This is a genomic window from Mycobacterium sp. PTI7, from assembly GCF_056679845.1.
Genome location: NZ_CM155252.1, coordinates 3183104 through 3207924 on the forward strand (window position 1 = coordinate 3183104; position 24821 = coordinate 3207924).

At 71.1% G+C, this 24821-nt stretch carries 20 protein-coding genes and 1 pseudogene; 10 read left to right on the forward strand and 11 right to left on the reverse strand.

All coding sequences use genetic code 11. The features are described from left to right. Window positions 1-28 precede the first annotated feature (28 nt). Window positions 29-601, reverse strand: a complete 573-nt coding sequence (locus AC1MEY_RS15220; protein ID WP_480226333.1) for an LOG family protein — start codon at window positions 599-601, stop codon at window positions 29-31. Between the two features lie 87 nt (window positions 602-688). On the opposite strand from AC1MEY_RS15220, the pseudogene AC1MEY_RS15225 reads away from it, so the two are divergent. Further along, window positions 689-1915, forward strand: a pseudogene (locus AC1MEY_RS15225) (tetratricopeptide repeat protein); the annotation flags it as partial. A 103-nt stretch (window positions 1916-2018) separates the two neighbouring features. Beyond that, complete coding sequence (locus AC1MEY_RS15230; protein ID WP_480226334.1) at window positions 2019-2885, forward strand: type VII secretion target; 867 nt, start codon at window positions 2019-2021, stop codon at window positions 2883-2885. Here the strand turns inward: AC1MEY_RS15230 and AC1MEY_RS15235 are convergent. Continuing rightward, entirely contained in the window at window positions 2874-4490 is a 1617-nt protein-coding gene (locus tag AC1MEY_RS15235) for an ABC-F family ATP-binding cassette domain-containing protein (protein WP_480226335.1), read from the reverse strand. The two genes, AC1MEY_RS15230 and AC1MEY_RS15235, sit on opposite strands and share 12 nt — an antisense overlap. 141 nt (window positions 4491-4631) lie before the next feature. Beyond that, a complete protein-coding gene (dapE, locus tag AC1MEY_RS15240; RefSeq protein WP_480226336.1) occupies window positions 4632-5699 on the reverse strand; it encodes a succinyl-diaminopimelate desuccinylase in 1068 nt (355 codons plus the stop codon). Between the two features lie 78 nt (window positions 5700-5777). Between dapE and dapD the strand changes: the two genes are divergently transcribed. Beyond that, complete coding sequence (gene dapD, locus AC1MEY_RS15245) at window positions 5778-6734, forward strand: 2,3,4,5-tetrahydropyridine-2,6-dicarboxylate N-succinyltransferase (protein WP_480231505.1); 957 nt, start codon at window positions 5778-5780, stop codon at window positions 6732-6734. Between the two features lie 527 nt (window positions 6735-7261). On the opposite strand, the gene AC1MEY_RS15250 is transcribed toward dapD, so the two are convergent. Then, a complete protein-coding gene (locus AC1MEY_RS15250; RefSeq protein ID WP_480226337.1) occupies window positions 7262-7624 on the reverse strand; it encodes a hypothetical protein in 363 nt (120 codons plus the stop codon). Here AC1MEY_RS15250 and AC1MEY_RS15255 point away from each other — a divergent pair. After that, complete coding sequence (locus AC1MEY_RS15255) at window positions 7593-10469, forward strand: Ig-like domain-containing protein (RefSeq protein ID WP_480226338.1); 2877 nt, start codon at window positions 7593-7595, stop codon at window positions 10467-10469. The genes AC1MEY_RS15250 and AC1MEY_RS15255 overlap by 32 nt on opposite strands. Window positions 10470-10472: 3 nt before the next feature. On the opposite strand, the gene AC1MEY_RS15260 is transcribed toward AC1MEY_RS15255, so the two are convergent. Further along, window positions 10473-10823 carry a VOC family protein gene (locus AC1MEY_RS15260; protein WP_480226339.1) on the reverse strand — a complete coding sequence of 117 codons (351 nt, stop codon included), beginning with the start codon at window positions 10821-10823 and terminating at the stop codon, window positions 10473-10475. Continuing rightward, complete coding sequence (locus AC1MEY_RS15265; protein ID WP_480226340.1) at window positions 10820-12229, reverse strand: acyl-CoA synthetase; 1410 nt, start codon at window positions 12227-12229, stop codon at window positions 10820-10822. Before AC1MEY_RS15265 ends, AC1MEY_RS15260 begins: the two co-directional genes overlap by 4 nt. 37 nt (window positions 12230-12266) lie before the next feature. On the opposite strand from AC1MEY_RS15265, the gene AC1MEY_RS15270 reads away from it, so the two are divergent. From AC1MEY_RS15270 to AC1MEY_RS15280, 3 genes are read left to right on the forward strand one after another with little or no spacing between them, the layout of a single operon-like run. Next, the gene (locus tag AC1MEY_RS15270; RefSeq protein ID WP_480226341.1) at window positions 12267-12815 is read left to right on the forward strand and encodes an NUDIX domain-containing protein; all 549 of its coding nucleotides are present in this window, start codon (window positions 12267-12269) and stop codon (window positions 12813-12815) included. Continuing rightward, window positions 12782-13636: an endo alpha-1,4 polygalactosaminidase gene (locus tag AC1MEY_RS15275; protein ID WP_480226342.1), complete on the forward strand. Its 855-nt coding sequence runs from the start codon at window positions 12782-12784 to the stop codon at window positions 13634-13636. Before AC1MEY_RS15270 ends, AC1MEY_RS15275 begins: the two co-directional genes overlap by 34 nt. 56 nt (window positions 13637-13692) lie before the next feature. Beyond that, window positions 13693-15345 (forward strand): nucleobase:cation symporter-2 family protein, encoded by a 1653-nt coding sequence (locus AC1MEY_RS15280; protein WP_480226343.1) that lies wholly within the window; start codon window positions 13693-13695, stop codon window positions 15343-15345. 100 nt (window positions 15346-15445) lie between these two features. Here the strand turns inward: AC1MEY_RS15280 and AC1MEY_RS15285 are convergent, their stop codons facing one another. Both AC1MEY_RS15285 and pruA read right to left on the reverse strand, forming a co-directional pair. Continuing rightward, on the reverse strand, window positions 15446-16399 hold the full coding sequence (locus AC1MEY_RS15285; protein WP_480226344.1) for a proline dehydrogenase family protein: 954 nt from the start codon (window positions 16397-16399) through the stop codon (window positions 15446-15448). Between the two features lie 2 nt (window positions 16400-16401). Then, window positions 16402-18036, reverse strand: a complete 1635-nt coding sequence (pruA, locus tag AC1MEY_RS15290) for an L-glutamate gamma-semialdehyde dehydrogenase (RefSeq protein WP_480226345.1) — start codon at window positions 18034-18036, stop codon at window positions 16402-16404. 83 nt (window positions 18037-18119) lie between these two features. Here pruA and AC1MEY_RS15295 point away from each other — a divergent pair, with 83 nt between their 5' ends. Continuing rightward, window positions 18120-19694 (forward strand): PucR family transcriptional regulator, encoded by a 1575-nt coding sequence (locus AC1MEY_RS15295; protein WP_480226346.1) that lies wholly within the window; start codon window positions 18120-18122, stop codon window positions 19692-19694. A gap of 96 nt (window positions 19695-19790) precedes the next feature. Here AC1MEY_RS15295 and dapC read toward each other — a convergent pair whose 3' ends face one another. Beyond that, window positions 19791-20879, reverse strand: a complete 1089-nt coding sequence (gene dapC / locus AC1MEY_RS15300) for a succinyldiaminopimelate transaminase (protein WP_480231506.1) — start codon at window positions 20877-20879, stop codon at window positions 19791-19793. Between the two features lie 26 nt (window positions 20880-20905). Further along, window positions 20906-21229, reverse strand: coding sequence for a ferredoxin (gene fdxA, locus AC1MEY_RS15305; RefSeq protein ID WP_480226347.1), 324 nt, complete (start codon window positions 21227-21229; stop codon window positions 20906-20908). 267 nt (window positions 21230-21496) lie between these two features. Here fdxA and AC1MEY_RS15310 point away from each other — a divergent pair, with 267 nt between their 5' ends. Then, window positions 21497-22063 carry a PadR family transcriptional regulator gene (locus AC1MEY_RS15310; protein ID WP_480226348.1) on the forward strand — a complete coding sequence of 189 codons (567 nt, stop codon included), beginning with the start codon at window positions 21497-21499 and terminating at the stop codon, window positions 22061-22063. Beyond that, complete coding sequence (locus AC1MEY_RS15315) at window positions 22060-24075, forward strand: FAD-dependent oxidoreductase (protein ID WP_480226349.1); 2016 nt, start codon at window positions 22060-22062, stop codon at window positions 24073-24075. Before AC1MEY_RS15310 ends, AC1MEY_RS15315 begins: the two co-directional genes overlap by 4 nt. Window positions 24076-24221: 146 nt before the next feature. Here AC1MEY_RS15315 and AC1MEY_RS15320 read toward each other — a convergent pair whose 3' ends face one another. After that, the gene (locus AC1MEY_RS15320; protein WP_480226350.1) at window positions 24222-24770 is read right to left on the reverse strand and encodes a YceI family protein; all 549 of its coding nucleotides are present in this window, start codon (window positions 24768-24770) and stop codon (window positions 24222-24224) included. Window positions 24771-24821 lie beyond the last annotated feature (51 nt).

Genomic DNA, 24821 nt, shown 5'->3' on the forward strand with positions numbered 1-24821 from the left:
CAACCCTATCTGCGCGGCGTGATCACGATCACCCGGCCGGGGCGCACGAGTCGAGGGCCGCATCGACGTCCGTGACCACGATCAGCCTGTCCAGCGCACCGGCGCCCACGTAACCGGTCTCGGCCAGCCCGCGCAGCCACGTCAGCAAACCGTCATAGTGGCCGAACGGATCGAGCATGACCAGCGGCTTGGCGTGCATGCCGAGGTATCCGGCGGTCCATGCCTCGAAGAACTCCTCCAGCGTGCCGATGCCGCCGGGCAGCACGACGAACGCGTCGGCCCGGTCCTCCATGATCTGCTTGCGCTGGCGCATGGTGTCGGTGACCACCAGCTCGTCGGCGTCGACGTCGGCGACCTCGCGGTGGACGAGCGCCTTGGGGATGACGCCGACCGTGCGTCCGCCGTGCGCCCGCGCCCCGTCGGCGATGGCACCCATCGCGGACACGTTGCCCCCGCCGGAGACCAGCGTCCAGCCACGATCGGCGATGCCGGCGCCCACGTTGGTGGCGAGCGCGATCAGCTCGGGATGCAGGGGTCCGGAGGCGCAGTAGACGCACACCGCCCAGTCGTCGGCTCGGGGATTCTCGAGTTCGTCGGCCACGCCGCAACCCTACGGTCGGGGGTGAACCGGCCCGATTCCCGGTGGCCGGGACGCGGTCGGTCCTACACTGCCGCCGTGGTCGATCGAATCGCCGCGGCATCCGAGGCGCTGGGCCGGGGCGACCTCGAGTCGGCCGAGCGCCTGGCCCGGTCCGACGTGCACGACGACGGGAGCCTGGCGGCCCGGCTGGTCCTGGCCCAGGCGCTGGCCTGGCAGGGCCGCGGCCGCGACGCCGATGCGGTCCTCGACGAGGTGGATCCGGGCACGCTGAGCGAGCAGGACCTGCTGACGTGGGCGCTGCCGCGCGCAGCCAATCAGTTCTGGATGCTGGACGAACCCGAACGCGCGACGGCCTTCCTGCGGGCGACGCGGGGACGGGTGACGTCGGGTCCGGCCGTCGCGACGGTCGACGCGCTGCTCGGCACGTTCGCGATGAACGCCGGTAGCCCGGCGCGGGCGATGGAGCTGGCCGGCGAGGTGCTGGCGTCACCCGATGCCGACGACCAGGCCGTCGGGTGGGCCGCCGCGGCGGCCGCGCTCTGCACGGCCCGGATGGGCGACTTCGCCGGCGTCGACGCGCTGGCGCTGCGCGCGATCGCGGCGGGCCACCCCGGACTGTTGCGCTTCACCAGCGCGCTCGGGCAGACCACCGCCATGGTGCTGACCGGTGATCTCGACGGCGCCCAGCGGCTGGCGGAGGATCTGGTCGACGGTGCCGACGCCGGGCCGGGCGCGGCGATCGCCCGACTGCTCGTGGCAGACGTCCTGCTGTGGCGGGGCGACGCCGAGTCCGCCGCGACGCTGCTCGACGGTGCGGCCACCGCACTGGCGCCGACCGGGTACTCGTGGGGTCCGCTGGCGTGGATGATGTTGGCGCAGAGCCTCGGTCAGCTCGGCCGGACCGCCGACGCCGGCCGGATGCTCGCCCGGGCGGAGGCGCGGCACGGGCTCAAGTCGATGCTCTTCGCGCCGGAGCTGGCGCTGGCCAAGGCGTGGACCTCGGCGGCGCGCCGCGACGCACCGGGTGCCGTCGACGCCGCCCGGGAGGCCGCCCGCGCCGCCGAACGCGGGGGGCAGCGCGCCGTGGCGCTACGCGCTCGACTCGACGGCGTGCGGCTGGGCGACACCAGGGTCGCCGACGGCATCGAGCGACTCGGGATGGACTGCGTCGTGGCCGGTTTCGCGCTGGACTACGCGCGTGCGCTCGTCGCGGGCGACAGTGCGGGCCTGGTGGCGGCGTCGGAGGCGTTCGCCGGCATCGGCATGGCCGGTGTCGCGGCCGATGCGGCGCGGCAGGCCGCCGCCGTCAGGTGACCGTACGAACGTCTGCTGACCGCCGGGAAATCGCCGTCGATGGCCGCCCAGGTGGGACATAGAATCGACCTACTGACCGCGAACACCCCGGGGAGACGAACACATGGTCGACTTCTACCTCAACGACGCCGGCCTCTCGCCGCTGTCGCAGATCCACGCCGAGGTCGCGGGCGGTCTGTCGCAGCTGACCGGGGCGGGCGCCCCGCAGGCCGCGGACGTGGCGCAGTCGTTCGGCAACATCGCGTTCAACGTCAACAACGCCATCGACGGCGTCCTGCAGAGCCGCGGCGGCACGATAGACACCACCAAGACGTCCAGCCAGACGATCGGTGACCTGCTGACCCGGGCGCAGCAGATGTACGCCAAGGGCGACATGGCCGGTGCCGAGAAGCTCGACGCGGCCGCGAAGGCGCTCCAGGAGGGCGGTGCCGGCGGCGCGGGTGCGGGCGGCGCGGGCGCTGGTGGCGCGGCGGGCGCCGCCGGTGCAGGCGCGGCCGGTGCCGGCAGTGCGGGAGGCGGCGGCGACATGATGGGCCAGATGGTCGGTCAGGTCGGACAGCAGGTCGGTCAGGCCGCGCAGGCGATGTCGCAGGGCGTGAGCGGGCTGGCGCAGGGCCTGTCCCAACTCCCCCAGCAGGTGATGCAGGGCGTCCAGGGCATCGTGCAGGCGGCTACGGGCGCGGCCGGAGGCGGTGCCGGTGCACTCGGCGGCGCCGCGGGCGCCGGGGTGGGCGAGAAGCCGCCGACCGGGATCGTCCCCGAGGACTCGCCGGCCACGGACGGCAAGGACGAGAAGGACGGCGGACGCGAGGAGGACCGCGACGCCGAGAAGCCGCCGACCGGAATCGTTCCGGACCGGAGCCCGGCGACCGACCAGGCCGCGCCGGGTGCCTCCGCCAACCCCGGCGGCCGGGCACCGGTCGAGTCGCCGCCGCCCGCGCAGACCCGCCCGCAGCAGTCACCCCTCTGACTCGAGCCGCCCGTCCGCCAGGCGCAGCCGACGGCTGATGCCGAGGGCCCGCAGGAACGACTCGTCGTGGCTGACGACGATCATCGCTCCCCGGAACGAGTTCAACGCGGACTCCAGCTGCGCGACGCTGGCGAGGTCCAGGTTGTTGGTCGGCTCGTCCAGGAGTAGCAGCTGCGGCGCCGGTTCGGCGTAGAGCACGCACAGCAGCGTCGCCCGGAGCCGTTCACCGCCGGAGAGCACCGACACCGGGAGGTGGATGCGGTCGCCGCGAAACAGGAACTGCGACAACAGGTGCATTCGCCGCGTGTGGCCGAGCCCGGGCGCGGACGCCGCGAGGCTCTCGGCGACGGTGCGGTGCTCGTCCAGCACGTCGAGCCGCTGCGAGAGGTAGGCCACCCGGCCCTCGCCGCGCCGCACCTCCCCGCGATCGGGACGGAGGTCGCCGGCGAGGATCCGCAGCAGGGTCGACTTGCCCGCGCCGTTGGGGCCGACCAGCGCGATGCGTTCCGGACCGCGGACGTCGACGTCGATGCCGCCGTCCGCGAACAGGTCTCGTGCGTCGTGGCGGATCGTCACCCCGGCGGCCGCGATCACGGTGCGGCCGGCCGGCACCTCGGTGTCGGGGAGGTCGAGCACCACGACGTCGTCGTCGCGGATGGCGCGCTCGGCCCCGTCGAGCCGCTGCCGGGCCTCGTCGACGCGCTTGGCGTGCACGTCGTCGCTGCGTCCGGCGGACTCCTGCGCGTTGCGCTTCATCCTGCCCGCGACGATCTTCGGCAGCCCCGCGTCCTTGAGCGTGCGGGCGGCGTTGCTCGACCGCTTCGCCGCCCGTTCGCGCGCCTCCTGCATCTGACGCCTCTCCCGCTTGACGAGTTGCTCGGCGGTGCGCACATCGGCCTCGGCCGCCGACTGCGCCGCCGCCACCGCCGCGGTGTACGACGTGAAGTCGCCTCCGTGGTAGGAGATCTCGCCGTCGCGCAGCTCGGCGATGCGGTCGACGCGGTCGAGCAGCACGCGGTCGTGACTCACCAGCAGCAGGGTTCCGGTGAAGTCGTCGAGTGCGCCGTAGAGCCGCCGGCGTGCGTCGAGATCGAGGTTGTTGGTCGGCTCGTCGAGCAGCAGCACGTCGGGGCGGGCCAGGAGTCTCGCGGCCAGTCCGACCGACAGCACCTCGCCGCCGCTCAGGGTGCCGAGCGTCCGGTCCAACCCGACGTGGTCGAGGCCGAGCCTGCCGAGTTGTGCCCGCGAGCGCTCCTCGACGTCCCAGTCGTCGCCGATGGCGGCGAACACCGCGTCGGAGGAGTCGCCTGCGGCCAGCGCGTCGAGCGCCGCGACCACCGGTGCCACGCCGAGGACGTCGGCGACGGTGAGGTGCGCGTCGAACGGCAGCGACTGCGGGAGGTACCCGAGCGTCCCCTCGACGACGACCGACCCCGCGGTGGGGGCGACCTCGCCGGCGATGAGGCGCAGCAGCGTGCTCTTGCCTGCGCCGTTGGGAGCGACGAGTCCCGTACGCCCCTGCGGGACGGCGAAACTCAGGTCGGAGAACACGGGAGTGTCGTCGGGGAACGCGAACGACAGATGGGATACGACGATGGAAGACATGAGAGGGGTTCCTCGAGTGCGGCCCTGGACCAGGGCAGGATGAACGACGGATTCGGCTCCGGTTATCCGGAGACGTCGTCACCCAGCACGATTGCGGCCCACCTCTACTTCGACGGCACGTACCCGTTCATGGTAGCGACGTCACGCAACCAGATATTTCCGCAACGTCTCGGTGGTGGCGGTGATCTGCGCGGTCTCGACGTGTTCGTCGGCGCGGTGCGCGAGGTTCGGGTCGCCGGGTCCGTAGTTCACGGCCGGGATGCCGAGGGCGGCGAAGCGCGCGACGTCGGTCCACCCGTACTTGGCCCGCACCTGGCCCCCGGCGGCGGCGACCAGGGCTGCCGCAGCGGGCGCGCCGAGTCCCGGGAGGGCGCCCGCCGCGGAGTCCGTCAGCTCCAGGTCGACGTCCACACCGGCGAACACGCCTTCGACGTGGGCCACGGCGTCGTCCACCGTGCGATCGGGGGCGAACCGGAAGTTGACCGTGAGGGAGGCCGCGTCCGGGATGACGTTCCCGGCGATGCCACCGTCGATGCGCACCGCCGACAGACCCTCGCGGTAGCGGCAGCCGTCGATGTCGACGCTGCGGGCCTCGTACGCGGACAGCCGCGACAGCGCGTCACCCAGCTTGTGAATGGCATTGTCGCCAAGCCAGGATCGCGCCGAGTGCGCCCTGGTGCCCGTCGCACGCAGCACCACCCGGATGGTGCCCTGGCAGCCCGCCTCGATGAAGCCACCGGAGGGCTCGCCCAGGATCGCGACGTCGGCGCGCAACCAGTCCGGCAGCTCGCGTTCGATGCGGCCGAGACCGTTGGCCGACGACTCGATCTCCTCGCAGTCGTACATCACCAGGGTGATGTCGTGCACCGGCTCGGCGATGGTGGCCGCGAGGTGCAGGAACACGGCGTCGCCGGACTTCATGTCGGACGTGCCGCAGCCGTACAGGATCGACCCGTCGAAACGACTCGGGACGTTGTCGGCCGCGGGGACGGTATCGGTGTGCCCGGCGAGCAGCACGCGCGACGGGCGGCCGAAGTCGGTGCGGGCCAGCACGGCGTCACCGTTGCGGATCACCTCGTAACCGGTCGTCTGCTCGCGCAACGCCGCCTCGATCTCGTCGGCGATGCGCCGCTCGTGCCGCGACTCGCTGGGGATGTCCACCAGAGCAGCGGTCAGCGCGATCGGGTCAGCACGCAAATCGAGGGCCACGGTGATCGAGGTTAGTGGCGGCGGGCACGTCGGCGCGAGCACGGCGCAGCCACCCGGGTGGTCGCTCAAGTAACCTCGATCACCGTGACTAGCGCATCTGGGGTCGGCATCGCCACCATCGCCGCCGACGGCACGGTTCTCGACACGTGGTTCCCCGAGCCGGAATTGCTCGAGGACGAAAGCCTCACAGCCGGCACGACCCGCCTCTCGGTGGCGGAGGTGCCCGCGGAACTCGGCGAACTCGAGGACCGTGACGAGGCGCGTGGCGTCGACGTGGTGGTCGTCCGCACGACCATCGCGTCGCTCGACGCCAAGCCGGTCGACGCGTACGACGTCTACCTCCGTCTGCACCTGCTGTCCCACCGCCTGGTCGCGCCGCACGGTCTGAACCTCGACGGGATCTTCGCCTTCCTCGCCAACGTCGTGTGGACCAGCCAGGGCCCGTGCGCGATCGACGGCTTCGAACTGACCCGCGCCCGGTTGCGCCGGCGCGGCGCCGTCGCCGTGTACGGCGTCGACAAGTTCCCCCGCATGGTGGACTACGTGCTGCCCAAGGGCGTCCGGATCGCCGACGCCGATCGGGTCCGGCTCGGCGCGCATCTCGCCGAGGGCACCACGGTCATGCACGAGGGGTTCGTCAACTTCAATGCCGGCACGCTCGGCACGTCGATGGTCGAGGGACGCATCTCGGCGGGCGTGGTGGTCGGTGACGGCTCCGACGTCGGCGGTGGCGCGTCGATCATGGGCACGCTGTCCGGTGGCGGCACGGAGGTCATCCGCATCGGCGAGCGGTGCCTGCTCGGCGCGAACTCGGGCGTCGGGATCTCCCTCGGCGACGACTGCGTGGTCGAGGCGGGCCTCTACGTCACCGGCGGTACCAAGGTCACGACAGCGGACGGCAACACGGTGAAGGCCATCGAGTTGTCGGGCGCCGACAACCTCCTGTTCCGGCGCAACTCGCTGTCCGGCGCGGTCGAGGTGGTCAAGCGCGACGGAACCGGCATCACGCTGAACGAGGCGTTGCACGCCAACTAGCGCTTTTTCGCGTCCCGTTCCGCGGGGCGCGTCACGGCAAAGCGAGTCGACGGACCGGCCGCCGTGAAAGTGGCAGATCCCGCCACCAGCTAGCAAACACAAGATCAATGGCGCGGGCGGGATACGGCATCGAAACTTGCGAAGGTCACCGCGTCCGTTTCGTCGAACACGACAATGACCACTACGCGGGCCGATTTTCGCTTTCATACCTTTGGTCAGGCACTTTGCCGAATAGGCACCGGGGATAATTATGTCGGAAGCCGGCAGGTCGAATTGGCGTTAACCGGCGGCATTCGCCGAACCGCGTGCCGAGAACAATTCGTCGAATTTGCTAGCGAACTGCTTTGACGACCACGTAACTTTCCGATCGAGCACCAGACCTCGTTGCCGACGACGCCGCGACCCGTCTGATCCGCTTGACAATCGGAATAGGTCGGAAGGCACGACGCCATGCACGCTGGGGCCAGAACACGTACGGATCGCAACGGCGCACGCCACCGGCGGGTCGACGACCGACCGCAGGCCGTCTATCCCCTCTTCAGCCTCGACGCTGCCCCGACATCGGTGCCGAACTCGGCGGCCCGCCACATCGGTCGCATCGGCGCACTGGCGGTCGCGCTCGGGGTGGGCGTCGCCGTGGCGACCGGCCACGGCGCCGGGGTGGCACGTGCCGACGACGGTTCGGAGCCGTCCTCCTCGGGAACGTCATCGGAGTCGACGTCGAACGAATCGACCGCCGGCGCAGAGGGATCCACCTCGACATCCGCGACGGACACCACGACGACCGTGCCGAGCGGCTCGCCGGGCACGTCCGACGGAGGTGGCCACTCACCGGACTCGGGTCCCACCGTCCCGGAGATGAACGTCAGCAGTTCCGGCGGTGCGCACACGTCGGGCTCCGCGACCGGCGGCGCCACGGAGGTGGACGACGAGGACGAGGCCGACCTGCCTGCCGTCGTCGAGGTCGACCCCTCGCCGTCGTCGACCCCGGCCGCGAATCCGCTGCCGCGACAGAACGATTCGCCACCGGCGCCGCAGCCGGCCGCACCCCCACGCCCGGCCGCGGCCTCCGATCCGACGCCAGCGGGCACCGTGGTGCGCGACCGCGAGGCCGCGCAGAGCCACGACATCGGCGCGGTCACACCGACGTCGGACACCACGGGCACCGCCGTCACCCAGTCGGCCGACTCGGAGCCGGCCGTGCCGGAACCCGCACCGCCCGCCGCTGCGGCGACGATGCTCGCGGCCGCGATCGCCCCGTTCCTGCTGCCCGGGACCGGCGGGCCCGCCGCGTCACCGCTGCTGTGGGCGGTGCTCGCCTGGACGCGGCGGGAGTCGGACGAGGCAGGAGCGGAGCCGACGGCCGCGGTCACCCCCTTCAACGTCGCGCCCGTCTCGAACATCCAGAACGTCGACATGGACGAGAACACGTCGCACGTGGGCGCGTTGCCGGCCGCGACGGATGCCGACGGGGACCCCTTCACGTACTCGGTCCGAGAGAAGCCGGTGAACGGGACGGTGACGGTCGACCCGGGCGGCAGCTACGCCTACACGCCGACGCCCGGCTTCTACGGCCGAGATTCCTTCGTGTTCAGCGTGATCGACCACCTGGGCGGCCGCGCGGACTACACCGTCTTCTTCACCGTCAGGATGGTCAACAACCCGCCGGTGGCGTCGAACACGACGATCTCCGTGGCCGAGAACGGGAGCTACACCGGATCACTGCCCGCAGTGACGGACGCCGACGGCGAGAAGATCACCTACTCCGCCGCGCACGGCCTCGGTCCGTCGAAGGGCACCGTGACCGTGGCGGCCACCGGCTCCTTCACCTACACACCGGAACCCGGCAGGTCCGGGACGGACTCGTTCAGCTACGACGTGACCGACGGCGTCTCCACCTCGACCTACACCGTCTCGGTCACCATCGCGCCGATCAACCACGAGCCCACCGCCGTCGACGGGATCATCACGACACAGCACGGCGTTCCGGTCTCGTTCGGCGACTCGTTCAACGATCCCGATGGCGACCCGCTGACCTTCCGGCTCGACGCGCCCTCGACCGTCGGAACGTTCACGCAGAACCCGGACGGCACCGTGACCTATACGCCGCGCGCCGGTTTCGTCGGCGAGGCGACAGTCGCCTACACGGTCACAGATCCCTCCGGCTTGGCCGCCGGCGCCACCATCACCGTGGTGGTCAAGAACGGCCCCGTGGTGACGCGCGACGACGTCTACATCGGCGATGACGGCGTGTACACCGGCAACGTGCTGGACAACGACGTCGACTCGGACCGGGAACCGATCGCCATCGTCAGCCACACGCTGCCGTCGAGCGGCGCACTCGTGCTGGCACCGGACGGAAGCTTCACCTACACACCCGAACCCGGCGTCTCCGGCACGTTCGAGTTCACCTACACCGTCTCCGACGGGGCCGACTACGCCACCGCCACGGTGCGCTTCATCGTCGCAGCCGAGGGTAAGCCGCCCGTCGCCGCGCCGGACTCGGCGACCGTCGAAGCCGGCGAGACGGTCGCCATCGACGTACTCGGCAACGACGTCGATCCGAATGGCATCGGGCTCTGGGTGAGTTCCGTCGACGAACCGGTCAGCGGCCAGGTCCGGGTGACCGAATCCGGGACCATCCAGTACACCGCCGACCCGGACTTCACCGGTGTCACCACCTTCACCTACACCGTGTCGAACGGGTGGGCCGATCAGACGGTCACCGTCACCGTCACCGTGCTCCCCTCCACCGCGCCCGTGACCGTGGACGACGAGGTGACGATTCGCGCGGGCGAGGTGGCCGTCATCGACGCCCTCGCCAACGACTCGATACCGAAGGGGGCCACCGTCGTCATCACCTCGCAGCCCCAGGTGGGATCGGTGCGGTTCGACGACGCGACGGGCACGTTCGTGTACACCCCGGGTGAGGAGAGCTACGCCGGAGGATTCGGCTACGAGGTCACCGACGGCCTCGGTCGCACCAGCTATTCCTGGGTGACGATCACCGTCGATCAGGCGCCGTACCCGAATGACGACTCCGCCTCGACGCCGATCGACGAAGCAGTGGTGATCGACGTCCTGCGCAACGACTACGACGACGAGGACGGCCCCCTCACCGTCACGATCACGACCAAGCCCGACGCGGGCGGTACGGCCGTCGTCCAGAAGGACGGCACCATCCTGTTCACGCCGGACAAGGGATTCCAGGGGTACGTGACATTCGGCTACACCGTGACCGACGGCGCGGGGAACACGGCGACCGCGACGGTGGGCGTCAACGTCTACGACCCGACGACCGTCGAGTTGGACAAGGCCTACACCGTCGGCAAGGACAGGACGATCACCGTGCCGCGGGGCCTCGGCCTGCTGTCCAACACCGTCTACGCGGAGTACGGCAAGGCGCGGCTGTTCCGGCAGCCCAGCCACGGCACGGTCCACATCAACCTGGACGGGTCGTTCACCTACACACCGCATCAGGGCTTCGTCGGCGAGGACACCTTCGAGTTCGCGCTCGACGGCGGCGAATTCGGTGACGGGGCGACGGCCACCATCCTCGTCACCCCGGACGGCCCGGGCACCGAGGCGAGCTACGGCGTGGCCCTCGCACTGGCCGGATCCGATTCCGCCTACGGGACGTGTGGCGAGAACTGGTACCCGGGCCTGGGCGGTCCCGAGAACCAGTGGCCGACGTGCCTGTTCGTCGCCGACTCGCGGCCGGAGGACCTGCTCTAGCCGTCAGTCCTCGGCGGAGAGGACGCAGAACTCGTTGCCCTCGGGATCGGCCAGCACGACCCAGGACTGCTCGCCCTGCCCGATGTCGACGTGCGTCGCACCGAGCGCGACGAGCCGGTCCACCTCGGCCTGCTGGTCGTCGGGGACGAAGTCGAAGTGGATGCGGTTCTTCACGGTCTTGCCCTCGGGGACGGCGAGGAACAACCAGTCCGGTCCCGCTCCGGCTGGGGCGCGCAACGCCACGTCGCCCTCCGAGGTGTCCTCCCACGGCCACCCGAGTGCGGTACCCCACCAGCTCGCGAGGGCGTGGACGTCCCGGGCGTCGATGCACACGTCGCTGAAACGCAGGGTCACGACAGCTCCTTCTTCAGCACCTTGCCCATCGCGTTGCGCGGCAGGCTGTCCACGATCCGGACCTCACGGGGCCGCTTGTGCACCGAGAGCTGTTCGGCGACATAGTCACTCAGTGTGCCGGGGTCGGCGCCGCCCACGACGAACGCGACGATGCGCTGCCCCAGATCGTCGTCGGGCACGCCCACCACGGCCGCCTCGACGACGTCGGGATGTCCGAGCAGCACGGTCTCGATCTCACCGGCGCCGATCCGGTATCCACCGGACTTGATCAGGTCCACCGATTCCCGCCCGACGATGCGGTGCATGCCGGAGGCGTCGACCACCGCCACGTCGCCGGTGCGGTACCAGCCGTCCGCGCCGAGGACGTCGGCCGTGGCATCGGGGCGGTTGAGGTAGCCGTCGAACAGCGTGGGTCCCTTCACCTCCAGCCGCCCGATCGACTCGCCGTCGTGCGGCACCTCGTCGCCCGCCTCGTCGACCAGGCGCGTCAAGGTCCCCGCGAGGGGCATGCCCACCCATCCCGCACGGCGCTCGCCGTCGGCCCGCGTGCTCAGCGTGATCAGCGACTCGGTGCTGCCGTACCGCTCGACCGGCGCATGGCCGGTGAGACGCACCAGGTCGTCGAACACCGGCACCGGCAGCGGCGCACTGCCCGACACCAGCAGCCGCGCGGACGACAGCGCGAGCGCCGAGTCGGGATCGCGCACCACCCGCGACCACACCGTCGGCACGCCGAAGTACAGCGAACCCGCCGCGGCGGCGTAGGCCTCGGGGCTTGGCTTGCCGGTGTGGACGAACCGGTTGCCGATGCGCAGCGAGCCCAGCAGCCCGAGCACCAGGCCGTGCACGTGGAACAGCGGCAGGCCGTGCACCAGCGTGTCGTCGACCGTCCACTGCCACGCCTCCGCGAGCGCGTCGACGTCGGCGGCGATCGCCCGCCTGCTGATGAGGACGCCCTTGGGCGGACCCGTGGTGCCCGAGGTGTAGACGATCAGCGCCGTCGACTCGGGTGCCGGTTCGGCGTACCGGTGCCAGGACCGCGCGTGCATCCGCACGGGGATGTGCGGCAACCCCTCCGGCTCGTCGGGCAGCTCGCCCAGCCAGGCCTGCGCGCCGGAATCGGAGAGGATGTGCCGCCGTTCGGCGACGCCGACGTCGGCCGGCACGGGAACGACGGGGACGCCGGCGATCAGGCAGCCGATCACCGCCAGCACCGTGGTCGGCGTGGGGGTGGCGAGCACCGCCACGCGTCCTCGCGGACCGACCTGGCCGGCGACGCGCTCGGCGACGGACGTGCCCGCGCCCACCAGGTCGCTCCGGCTCAGGGTGGTCCCGGCGATCCGGACGGCGTCTTCGAGGTCGTGCCCGGCGGCGACGGCCGCGGGGTCGAGCGAGGCCAGCAGCACGTCCACGACGTTACCGGTGCAGGCGATACTGAACCCCGTGAACCCCATCGAACGCGTCGCGTCCCGCGAGGTCTACCGCAACCCGTGGATGGTCGTCCGGGAGGACGACGTCCGCCGACTGGACGGCTCGCCGGGCATCTACGGCGTGATCGACAAGCCCACCTACGCCCTGGTGATGGCCACCGACGGCGACCGGTTCCGGCTCGTCGAGCAGTACCGCTATCCGATCGGGTTGCGGCGCTGGGAGTTTCCGCAAGGCACCGCGCCGGGGTCGGCGGACGGCGCCGAGCCGCCCGCCGAGGAACTCGCGGCCCGCGAACTGCGGGAGGAGACGGGCCTGCGCGCCGGATCGATGGTGGCGCTCGGAATGCTGGACGTCGCACCGGGAATGAGCAGCCAGCGCGGATGGGTCTGGCTGGCCACCGACCTCACCGAGGGCGCGCACGAACGCGAACACGAGGAACAGGACATGCGCAGCGCCTGGTTCACGGGCGCGCAGATCGAGAACATGATCGTCGACGGCGACATCACCGACGCGCAGACCATCGCCGCGTGGACCCTGCTCCGGCTGTCCCGCCGCGGGTGATCGCCGCCGGCCGCGCGCTGCTGGCGGCGACCCTGCTGCTGGCCGGCTGCTCGGCGACACCGGATGCCGCGGCCGCCGCCCCGCTCCCGCCCGTCGCGGGGGCGTTCGACTACCAGCTGGGCGGTGCGTACGACCTGGCTGGGGCGGCCGTCGTCGTGCGCGACGCGACCGCCGATCCGCCGGCCGGCGCCTACGGCGTCTGCTACGTCAACGGCTTCCAGACCCAGCCCGGCGCCGGCTCCGACTGGCTTGCACACCGTCCGACCGCCGTGCTGCGCGATGCCGCGGGCGTCCCGGTCACCGACCCCGACTGGCCCGACGAGTACGTCCTCGACCCGTCGACCGCGGCCCGACGCACCGTCATCCTCGACGCGCTACGGCCGGTGATCGCCGGGTGTGCGGACCGCGGCTTCGACGCCGTCGAGATCGACAACCTGGACACGTTCACCCGCTTCACCGACGCCGACTCGGGGCTCGTCGACCGGGCGGGTGCACTCGATCTCGCCCGCTCGTTCGTCGCACTCGCCCACGACAGCGAACTCGCGATCGGCCAGAAGAACGCCGCCGAGTCCGCGGCGCTCGGACGTCACGACCTGGGCTTCGACTTCGCCGTCGCCGAGGAGTGCGCGGCGTTCGACGAGTGCGCCGCCTACACCGACGCGTACGGCCCCCACGTGCTGCAGGTCGAGTACGCCGACACCCTGCCGCGACCGTTCGACGAGGTGTGCGCGTCGGCCGACCGGGCACCGCTGACCATCCTGCGGGACCGCGCGCTGCTGCCTGCGGGCGCCGAGGGACACGTCTACGCGCAATGCCCGTAATCCCGTGGTGACGCAGCGGTCAACGCCGTGAAACGCCGGGCCACCACCATGGGCCGATGACGCTCGTGACGATTCTTCGCGACGGCCGGCGCGCCCGTCGTCCGGTGGACGACGTTCCGCCGCTGAAGCGGCTCCTGCCGCTCGCGATCCAGCACGTGCTCGCGATGTACGCGGGCGCGGTCGCCGTGCCACTGATCGTCGGCGGCGCGATGGTGAGCGCCGGTCAGCTCGAGCAGTCCGACATCGTGCACCTCATCATGGCCGACCTGTTCGTCGCGGGCATCGCCACGATCATCCAGGCCGTCGGCTTCTGGCGGTTCGGCGTACGGCTGCCGCTGATGCAGGGCGTCACCTTCGCCGCGGTGGGGCCGATGATCACGATCGGCTCGAACCACGGCATCACCGCGATCTACGGATCGGTGATCGCGTGCGGACTCTTCATGATCGTGCTCGCACCGGTCTTCGGCCGGCTCATCCGGTTCTTCCCACCCCTGGTGACCGGCACGATCATCCTCATCATCGGCGTCTCCCTGATGCGGGTGGCCGCCGGCTGGTTCGGGGGCGGCACGGGGCCGAACTTCGGCGATCCGAAGGCCATCGGCATGGGCTTCTTCACCCTCGCGGTCATCATCGCCATCGAGCGCTTCGCGCCCGAGGGTCTGCGCCGGGTCTCGATCCTGCTCGGCCTGCTGATCGGGACGGTGGTCGCCGTTCCGCTCGGCATGACCGACTGGAGCCACATGGGCGAGTACGGCTGGGTCGGCGTCGTGACGCCCTTCCAGTTCGGCCTGCCCACCTTCGAGATCGGGTCGATCATCGCGCTGCTGATCGTCGCCATCGTGATCATGACCGAGACGACGGGTGACATCGTTGCGGTGGGCGAGATCGTCGACGAGAAGATCACACCCGGCCGGCTCGCCGACGGGTTGCGCGCCGACGGGCTGGGCACGGTGATCGGCGGCGTGTTCAACACGTTCCCGTACACGGCGTTCGCGCAGAACGTCGGCCTGGTCGCGATCACCGGCGTGCGCACCCGCCACGTCGCCACCGGTGCCGGGGTCATCCTGCTGCTACTGGGTCTGCTGCCCAAGATGGCCGCGGTCGTCGAGGGCATCCCGCTGGCGGTGCTCGGCGGCGCCGGCGTCGCGCTGTTCGGCATGGTCGCCGCGAGCGGCGTCCGCACGCTGACCAAGGTCAGGTTCGACAACACCAACATCCTGGTCGTGGCCATCTCGATCGGCGTGGCCATGCTGACCGAGGCGAAGCTCTACTACACCGACCGGTCGCTCACCTACTCCCCGGTCAACGTGTCGCTCGACCTCTACAGCCAGTTCCCCGACTGGTTCCAGACGATCTTCCACTCCGGCATCTCGGCCGGTGCGATCACGGCGATCGTGCTCAACCTCGTGCTGAACGCCGGCCGTTCCGTGTCCGACGACGAATCGGGTCTCGCCGCCCACGACGCGCCACGCGGCGCACTGCCGGATCCGCTGGACGCGCTGCGGGCCGCGGACCCGTCGACGCCGCCGCACCGCCTGCGGACGCTGGCCGAGGAGCGCCCCGAACTGCGGACGATCATCGTCACCAACCCGTCGACCGACCGGGACACCTGCGCGTGGATCCGCGAGCAGGGCGATCCGCAGGTCGCGGCGGTGTGCCAGAAGTGGGACGACGTGACCGAGGGCAGGTTCTCCGCGCGCGGCGGCTGAGCCCTGCTCCCGCTGCGATTCTTGCGCCGATCCTGCTGTGGGATCGCCGTATCGGTGATTTCCGCGATCACACAGCAGGATCGGCGGCCGCGCACCCGCGTCAGTCGACGAGCGCGCGCAGGAAGAACGTCAGGTTCGCGGGCCGCTCGGCGAGGCGCCGGACGAAGTAGCCGTACCACTGGGTGCCGAACGGAACGTAGACGCGGACGTGATTGCCGGCGTCGGCCAGTCGGCGCTGCTCGCCGTCGCGGATCCCGTAGAGCATCTGATACTCGAAGCCGTCGACGCCGCGGCCGAACTCGTCGGCAAGGGCCGGTACCGCGTCGATGATCTCCGGGTCGTGGGACGCAACCATGGGATAGCCGTTGCCCGACATCAGGATTCGCAGGCAACGCAGGTAGGCGTCGGTCACGTCGGCCCGCTCGCGGTGGGCCACCGACGCGGGCTCGTCGTAGGCGCCCTTGCACAGCCTGATCCGCGCGCCCGCCGCCGCGAACTCGCGGCAGTCGGCCTCGGTGCGCAGCAGGTAGGCCTGCAGCACCGTGCCCAGCCAGTCGAAGTCGACGCGCAGGTCCCGCACGATCGACAGCGTCGAATCGGTGGTGGTGTGGTCCTCGGCGTCCACGGTGACCCACGCGCCGACGTCGCGCGCCTTGGCGCAGATCGCATGTGCGTTCTCGTAGGCGATCTTCTCGCCGTCGCGCGGCAGGGCCTGCCCCAGCGCGGACAGCTTCAGCGACACCTCCAGCGGCCGCGGAGCATCCCCGGTCTCGCGGCGGTCGCCGAACGCGGTGAGCAGGGCGAGGTAGGCGCGCACCGTGGCGTCGGCGGCGTCGGCGTCGGTGACGTCCTCGCCGAGATAGTCGACGCTGATGAGACGGCGCGAATCCCGCAGCGCGGCAACGGACGTCAGGACGTCGGCCGTGCTCTCCCCCGGCACGAAGCGGTGCACCACGTCGCGGGTGACGGGCGCCTTCTCGGCGATGCGACGCAGCCGGTCCGAGCGGCTCGCCGCGAGGATGGTCGGCCTCGCGACGCGACTGAAGACTCCCATGATCAGACTCCCATGTGCGGGTAGTGGTGATCGGTCGCGGGCACGAACGTCTCCTTGATGGACCGCGCCGACGTCCAGCGCAGCAGGTTCTGCGGGGATCCCGCCTTGTCGTTGGTCCCCGAGGCGCGGGAGCCACCGAACGGCTGCTGCCCGACGACGGCACCCGTCGGCTTGTCGTTGACGTAGAAGTTGCCCGCCGCGTGACGCAACCGGTTCTGCGCCTGCAGGATCGCGGCCCGGTCGTCGGCGATGACGGCACCCGTGAGGCCGTAGGTCGAGCCACCGTCGACGACATCGAGCACCTGGTCCCACCGGTCGTCCTCGTAGACGTGGACGGCGAGGATGGGCCCGAAGTACTCGCGGCTGAACGCCTCGTCGCCGGGGTCGTCGGAGAGCAGGACGGTCGGCCGGACGAAGAAGCCCTCCGCGTCGTCGTACTCGCCGCCGGCGGCGATGGTGACGTGTGCGCTCTTCGCCCGTTCGATGGCATCGACGCACCTGCGGTAGGCGCGTGCGTCGATCACCGCGCCGCCGAAGTTGGTCAGGTCGGTCACGTCACCGTAGCGCAGCGCCTCGGTGGCGCCGAGGAAGTCGTCGCCCATCCGGGCCCACACCGACCGCGGCACGAACGCCCGCGACGCCGCCGAGCACTTCTGCCCCTGATAGTCGAACGCACCGCGGATCAACGCGGTGCGCAACACGTCCGGCTGCGCGCTGGGATGCGCGACGACGAAGTCCTTACCGCCGGTCTCGCCCACCAGTCGCGGGTAGGTCCGGTAGCGGTCGACGTGGGTGCCCACCTCCCGCCACAGATGCTGGAACGTGGCCGTGGAGCCGGTGAAGTGGATGCCCGCCAGCCGCGGATCGGCGAGCACGACGTCGGACACGGCGTACCCGTCGCCGGTCACGAGGTTGATCACGCCCGGGGGAAGCCCCGCCGCCTCGAGCAGCTGCATGGTCAGGTATGCCGAGAACGTCTGCGTCACCGACGGTTTCCACACGACGGTGTTGCCCATCAGCGCGGGCGCGGTGGGCAGGTTGGCCGCGATGGCCGTGAAGTTGAACGGCGTGACGGCGTAGACGAAGCCCTCGAGCGGCCGGTAGTCGGTGCGGTTCCACACGCCCGGCGCGCTGATCGGCTGTTGCGCCATGACGTCGCGGGCGAAGGCGACGTTGAAGCGCCAGAAGTCGACGAGTTCGCACGCCGCGTCGATCTCCGCCTGGTACGCGGTCTTCGACTGGCCGAGCATCGTGGCGGCGGCGAGCTTCTCGCGCCACGGGCCGGCCAGGAGGTCGGCGGCGCGCAGGAACACCGCGGCCCGCTCGTCGAACGGCGTCGCGGCCCAGGCGTCCTTGGCGGCGATCGCGGCCTCGACCGCGGCGGTCGCCTCGGCGTGGCCGGCGTTGGTGAGCGTGCCGAGCACGGCGGCGTGGCGGTGCGGTTGCACCACGTCGATGCGCTGTCCGTCGCCCATGACGTGGCGGCCGCCGATGACGTGGGGCAGGTCGATGGCCGCACCGTCCAGATCGGCGAGCGCGGTGGTGAGCAGCGCCCGTTCGGGGCTACCGGGTGCGTAGTCGTGCACGGGTTCGTTGACCGGCATCGGAACGTCGGTGATGGCGGTGAGAGTGGTCATGCTCACACTCTGACGCGTCCACCCTCGAATCTTCTTGGCCAATCGGACAGCATCGTGACCATTCGACCGTACGATCGGACAACATGACGACGCCCGGAGTCAGCCTCGGCCAGCTGGTGCTCGCGCTGGACGCCACGATGGTCTCGCTCGTCGAGGCGCCCCGCGGACTCGACCTCACCGTGTCGTCCGCGGCGCTCATCGACTCCGACGACGTCCGCCTGGGCCTCGCCGCGGCGTCCGGGTCCGCGGACGTCTTCTTCCTGCTCGGCGTGGGTGACGACGCGGTGCTGTCGTGGCTGGTCCGGCAGGCCGCGCCCCGCACGCCGGCGGCCATCTTCGTCAAGGACCCGTCCGCCGCGGTCGTCGAGCGGGCCCGCGCGGCGGGCACCGCGGTGGTCGCCGTCGAACCGAGGGCCCGCTGGGAACGCCTGTACCGACTCGTCGACCACGTCTTCGCCCACCACGGCGACCGCGCGGATCCGCGGGACGAGTCGGGCGCCGACCTGTTCGGGCTCGCGCAGTCCATCGGCGACCGCACGCACGGCATGGTGAGCATCGAGGACGCCGAGTCGCACGTGCTGGCCTACTCCGCCTCCAACGACGAGGCCGACGACCTCCGCCGGCTGTCCATCCTCGGCCGGGCGGGCCCGCCGGAGCACCTGGCCTGGCTCGGCCAGTGGGGCATCTTCGACGCCGTCCGCGCGGGCGACGTCGTCCGGGTCGACGCCAGGCCGGAACTCGGTCTGCGGCCACGCCGCGCCGTGGGCATCCACCACCAGGGCGCCGACCCGCGGCGGCCACCGACGTTCGCCGGCACCATCTGGGTCCAAGAGGGTTCGCGTCCCCTCGCCGACGACGCCGACGACGTGCTGCGCGGCGCCGCGGTCCTCGCCGGACGGATCATGGCGCGGCTGGCCGCCAACCCGTCCACCCACGCGGTCCTGGTGCAGGAGCTGCTCGGCCTGCGCGACCGGACCGCCGAGATCGCGGAGCTGGCACGCGGACTGGGCATCGTCGCCGACGGACGGCCCGCGGTCATCGGCTTCGACGGTCCGCGAGCCGATTCCACCCGCCTCCCCGAGGTACTCGCGCTGAGCGCCAGCGCCTTTCGGCCCGACGCGCAGGTCGCCGCGAACGGATCGCGGGTGTACGTGGTGTTCCCCGACACCGGCCGGGCGTCGGTCCCGTCCTGGATCCGCGGGACCATCGCGGCGCTGCGGTCGGAGCTGGACATCGAGCTGCGGGCCGTAATCGCCTCGCCCGCATCGGGTCTCGCGGGCGCGGCGGCGGCGCGCACGGAGGTGGACCGCGTCCTCGACACCGCCGGCCGTCACCCCGGCACGCTCGGCCAGGTGACGTCGCTCGACGAGGCGCGCACCACCGTGCTGCTCGACGAGATCGTGACGATGATCGCCGCCGACGACCGGCTCACCGACCCGCGCATCCGCACGCTGCGCGACGAGGATCCCGTCCTGGCCGAGACGCTGCGCGCCTACCTCGACGCGTTCGGCGACGTGGCGACCGCCGCGGCATGGCTGCACGTGCACCCCAACACCGTTCGCTACCGGGTGCGCCGGATCGAGGACAAGCTGGGCACGTCGCTGGCCGATCCGGACGTCCGGCTACTGCTGTCGCTGAGCCTGCGCGCGACGGCGTGAACCTCGCTCCGTCGGCTCGCCGAACTGGAGAGTCACGTCGCTGACGACGCGCGATCACGACGTGACTCTCCAGTTCGGCGGGAGGTGGGGGACGCGTCAGGCGGCGAGGCGGGCGACGGCCGCGTCGATGCGTTCGTCGGTGGCGGTCAACGCCATCCGCACGTGCCGGCCGCCGCGCGGTCCGTAGAACTCGCCGGGCGCCACCAGGATCCCGCGCGCGGCGAACCAGGCGACGGTGTCACGGCAGGGCTCGTCGCGGGTGACCCACAGGTAGAGGCCCGCCTCGGAGTGGTCGACGGTGAACCCGGCGTCGCGGACCGCTCGCAGGAGGGCGGTGCGGCGTGCGGCGTATCGCGTCCGCTGCTCGGCCTCGTGCGCGTCGTCGTCGAGCGCGGCGATCATCGCGGCCTGCACCGGCGTGGGCACCATCATGCCCGCGTGCTTGCGCACCGCCAGCAACTCGGCGACCACGGCCGGATCGCCGGCGACGAAGCCCGCGCGGTAGCCCGCGAGCGACGACGTCTTGGACAGGGAGTGCACCGCGAGCAGGCCGGTGTGGTCGCCGTCGCTGACCGACGGATGCAGCACGGACACGGGTTCGGCGTCCCAGGCGAGCCCGAGGTAGCACTCGTCGGAGGCCACCAGCGCGCCACGCTCGCGGGCCCAGCCGACGACCTTGCGGAGGTGCTCGACGCCGAGGACGGCGCCGGTCGGGTTGCTCGGCGAGTTCAGGAAGACCAGGGCGGGCGACCGGGGCCCGAGCTGTGTCAGCGAATCGGCCCGCACCACCTGGGCGCCGGCCAGCCGGGCGCCGACGTCGTAGGTCGGATAGGCCAGCTCCGGAACCACCACGACGTCGTCGGCGCCGAGGTTCATCAGCGTGGGCAACCAGGCGATGAGTTCCTTGGTGCCGATCACCGGCAGCACGGCGTCGTCAGCCACGCCGGTGATGCCGTACCGGCGGCGCATCGCGGCCGTCATCGAGGACCGCAACGCGGCGGTTCCGGCGGTGGTCGGGTAACCGGGCGCCGAACTCGCTGCGGTCAGCGCGTCGCGGATCAGCGGTGCGACGGCGTCCACGGGAGTGCCGACCGAGAGGTCGACGATGCCGTCCGGATGGTCGCGTGCCTGCGCCGTGACGTCAGCGAGCGTGTCCCACGGGAAGACCGGTAACGCCGACGACAGCGGACGGCGCAGCGAGAACGGGGACGTCAGCCCTCGCCCTGCGGTGCGAGCGCCTTGATGGCCGGCGGATCGTTGTCCGTCTGGCCGACCTTGGACGCGCCGCCCGGGGAGCCCAGTTCACCGAAGAAGTCGGCGTTGGCCTGCGTGTAGGAACTCCACTGGTCGGGGACGTCGTCCTCGTAGTAGATGGCCTCGACCGGGCACACGGGCTCGCAGGCGCCGCAGTCCACGCACTCGTCGGGGTGGATGTACAGCATGCGAGCACCCTCGTAGATGCAGTCGACCGGGCACTCTTCGATACATGCCTTGTCTTTGACGTCGACGCAGGGTTCGGCGATGGTGTACGTCACGGGTGTCTCTCCTGTCCAGTGGGCTGCTGGTCGGGCTCGTTCGGGTGTATCACGGGGCTCCGAGACGAAACCGGAGCAAGTATGCGTTGCCCGGACTTGGACGCTCGTCTCAGTGTGCCCTAACTTCACGCGCCGCCCCAGGAAGGGGTGGCGCGTGATTACTGATACTAGACGTCGCAGATAAAACACGACAAGCCGGAATGCGCCGTGTCGCGACGCTGTGCACCCAGTTGCATAGGACCGCTGGTACCGCTTACGCTGCCGTCCGTGGCCCTTCCCCACGCGATCCTCGTGTCGCTCGCCGAGCAGGCCGGCTCCGGCTACGAGCTGGCGAGCCGGTTCGACCGCTCGATCGGCTACTTCTGGGCGGCCACCCACCAGCAGATCTACCGGACGCTGCGCACGATGACCGACGACGGCTGGATCAGCGTCGAGGTGGTCGCGCAATCCGGTCGACCGGACAAGAAGGTCTACGACGTCACCGACGCCGGCCGCGCCGAACTGGTCCGCTGGATTGCCGAGCCCCTAATCGGGCGCGGCAGCTCGGTCACCGACTCGCGGACCCGGGAACTCGCGGTGAAGCTGCGCGGCCTCTGCTTCGGCGACGACACCAGCGTCGAGGCACTGCGCGACCAGGTGGTCACGCTGCGCCTGGAACGCGCGACCACGCTCGAGACCTACCTGGGCCTCGAGAAGCGCCAGTTCCCCGACCCCGACGCCCTCACCGGCGCCGCGCTGCACCAGCATCTGGTGTTGCGCGGCGGCATCCGCGCCGAGCAGGGGTCGGTGGACTGGCTGGACGACATCCTGCGGGCGCTGGGAGGCGACACGTGAGCACCACCTATCCGCACCTGCTGGCCCCGCTGGACCTCGGCTTCACCACACTGCGCAACCGGGTCGTCATGGGCTCCATGCACACCGGCCTGGAGGACCGCGCCCGCGACGTCGATCGGCTCGCGGCGTACTTCGCCGAACGTGCGCGCGGTGGCGTCGGGCTGATCATCACCGGCGGGTACGCGCCCAACCGCACGGGATGGCTGCTGCCGTTCGCGGCGCAGATGCTGTCGTCCGCCGATGCCCGCAGACACCGTCGGGTGACCGACGCCGTCCACGCCGAGGGCGGCAAGATCCTGCTGCAGGTGCTGCATGCGGGGCGGTACGCGTTCCATCCGCTGTCGGTGAGCGCGTCGTCGATCAAGGCTCCCATCAACCCCTTTCGGCCGCGGCGACTGCGCGACGTCGAGGGCACCATCGACGACTTCGTGCGCTGCGCACTGTTGGCCCGCGAGGCCGGCTACGACGGCGTCGAGATCATGGGCAGCGAGGGGTACCTGCTCAACCAGTTCCTCGCGCCCCGCACCAACAAGCGCACCGACGCCTGGGGCGGGACCCCCGAGAAGCGGCGCCGGATGCCGGTGGAGATCGTCCGGCGCACCCGCGAGGCCGTGGGTCGCGACTTCATCGTCTGCTACCGGATGTCGATGGCCGACTACGTCGAGGACGGCCAGAGCTGGGACGAGATCGTGTCGCTCGCAACCGAAGTCGAGGCTGCCGGCGCGACGATGATCAACACCGGCATCGGGTGGCACGAGGCGCGGGTGCCGACCATCGTGACGTCCGTGCCGACGGGCGCCTTCGTCGACGTCAGCAATGCCGTCGCCGAACACGTCACCATCCCCGTCGTCGCGTCCAACCGGATCAACATGCCGCAGTCCGCCGATCAGATCCTCGCCGACGGCCGCGTGCAGCTGGTCTCGATGGCACGACCGTTGCTGTCGGACCCGGACTGGGTGCGCAAGGCCGCGGCCGACCGGGCCGACGAGATCAACACCTGCATCGCCTGCAACCAGGCATGTCTGGACCACGCGTTCAAGCATCAGACGGTGTCGTGCCTGCTCAACCCGCGCGCCGGACACGAGACGACGCTCGTCCTCGGACCCACCCGGCGCGCCCGCTCGGTGGCGGTCGTCGGCGCCGGCCCGGCCGGACTGTCGGCCGCCGTCACCGCCGCGGAACGCGGACACCGCGTGACCCTGTTCGAGGCGGGTTCGTCGATCGGCGGCCAATTCGACCTCGCCAGAAGGGTTCCCGGCAAGGAGGAGTTCGCCGAGACGCTGCGCTACTACACCACGATGCTGGCCAAGCACGGCGTCGACGTACGCCTCGGCGCACGGGCCTCGGTCGAGGGCCTGGCGGAGTTCGACGACGTCGTGCTGGCCACCGGCGTGACCCCGCGGATGCCCCAGATCCCCGGCATCGACCACCCGATGGTGCTGTCCTACGCCGACGCCCTCCTCGGCGCGCCGATCGGCGACCGGGTCGCGGTGATCGGCGCGGGTGGCATCGGCTTCGACGTCAGCGAGTTCCTCGTCACGACCGAGTCTCCGACGCTGAACCTCAAGGAGTGGAAGGCGGAGTGGGGCGCCGCCGACCCGCAGGAGGTCCGCGGCGCGCTGGTGGCGCCGATCCCGCTGCCGCCGGCGCGCGAGGTGTACCTGCTGCAGCGCACCACGGGACCGCAGGGCCGCGGCCTGGGCAAGACGTCGGGCTGGGTGCACCGCGCGTCGCTGAAGGCGAAGGGCGTCGAGCAGCTGTCCGGCGTCAACTACGAACGCATCGACGACGACGGACTCTCCATCAGCTTCGGGCCAAAGAGGACCGGCACCCGCCTGCTCGCCGTCGACAACGTCGTCGTCTGCGCGGGCCAGGAGCCGGTCCGCGACCTCGAGGACGGGTTGCGCCGCGACGGGATCGAGCCGCACGTCATCGGCGGCGCGGCCGTCGCCGCCGAACTCGACGCCAAGCGCGCGATCCGCCAGGGCACCGAACTCGCCGCCCGCCTGTAGTCGCCCCCTTCCGCGAGCGTGCGTGTCTGCGAGGGGGTGACCCCCTTCCGCGGACGCCGAGGGGGTCGCCCCCTTCCGCGAGCGTGCGTGTCTGCGGGCAACACGCCGGAGCGAAACCCGAGAAAGCGCACGCTCGCGGGGTGAGATCAGGCCTGCTTGAGCGCCTCGATCTCGAGGGTGATGGTGACCTTGTCGCCGACCACGGCTCCGCCGGTCTCCAGCGGCATGTTGATGTCGATGCCGAAGTCCTTGCGGTTCAGCACGACCGAGGCCTCGAAGCCCGCGACCTCGCCGTGACCCATGCCGGGGTTGACGCCGTTGAACTCGAGCTGGAGGCTGACGGGCTTGGTGACGCCGTGCAGCGTGAAGTCACCGTCGAGCACGTACGCGTCGCCGTCGGCGCGGACGCCGGTGGACGTGAAGGTCGCGGTGGGGTGGTTGGCGACGTCGAAGAAGTCGGCCGACTTGAGGTGCTGGTCGCGCTGCTCGTTGCCGGTGACCACCGAGTCGACGGCGATCTCCGCGGTCACCGACGGGGTGCCGTCCTCCGCGACGACGATCGCGCCGGAGAACGTGCCGAAGCTGCCGCGGACCTTGCTCACCACGAGGTGGCGGACGGTGAACGAGACGGACGAGTGAACGGGATCGATGGCCCACGTACCTGCGGTCAGGTCGGTGGCTACTGCTGCGGTCATGGCGTGTCTCCTCGGGTGTGAGCGCCGCGCGTCGGCGCTTCTTCCGAGTGA

Excerpts from the sequence above, each read along its gene's own strand:
- AC1MEY_RS15230 (WP_480226334.1), top strand. The coding sequence starts at position 2,019 with ATGGTCGACTTCTACCTCAACGACGCCGGCCTCTCGCCGCTGTCGCAG.
- AC1MEY_RS15235 (WP_480226335.1), bottom strand. The coding sequence starts at position 4,490 with ATGTCTTCCATCGTCGTATCCCATCTGTCGTTCGCGTTCCCCGACGAC.
- AC1MEY_RS15255 (WP_480226338.1), top strand. The coding sequence starts at position 7,593 with ATGAACGTCAGCAGTTCCGGCGGTGCGCACACGTCGGGCTCCGCGACC.
- AC1MEY_RS15280 (WP_480226343.1), top strand. The coding sequence starts at position 13,693 with ATGACGCTCGTGACGATTCTTCGCGACGGCCGGCGCGCCCGTCGTCCG.
- AC1MEY_RS15285 (WP_480226344.1), bottom strand. The coding sequence starts at position 16,399 with ATGGGAGTCTTCAGTCGCGTCGCGAGGCCGACCATCCTCGCGGCGAGC.
- pruA (WP_480226345.1), bottom strand. The coding sequence starts at position 18,036 with ATGACCACTCTCACCGCCATCACCGACGTTCCGATGCCGGTCAACGAA.
- AC1MEY_RS15295 (WP_480226346.1), top strand. The coding sequence starts at position 18,120 with ATGACGACGCCCGGAGTCAGCCTCGGCCAGCTGGTGCTCGCGCTGGAC.
- AC1MEY_RS15320 (WP_480226350.1), bottom strand. The coding sequence starts at position 24,770 with ATGACCGCAGCAGTAGCCACCGACCTGACCGCAGGTACGTGGGCCATC.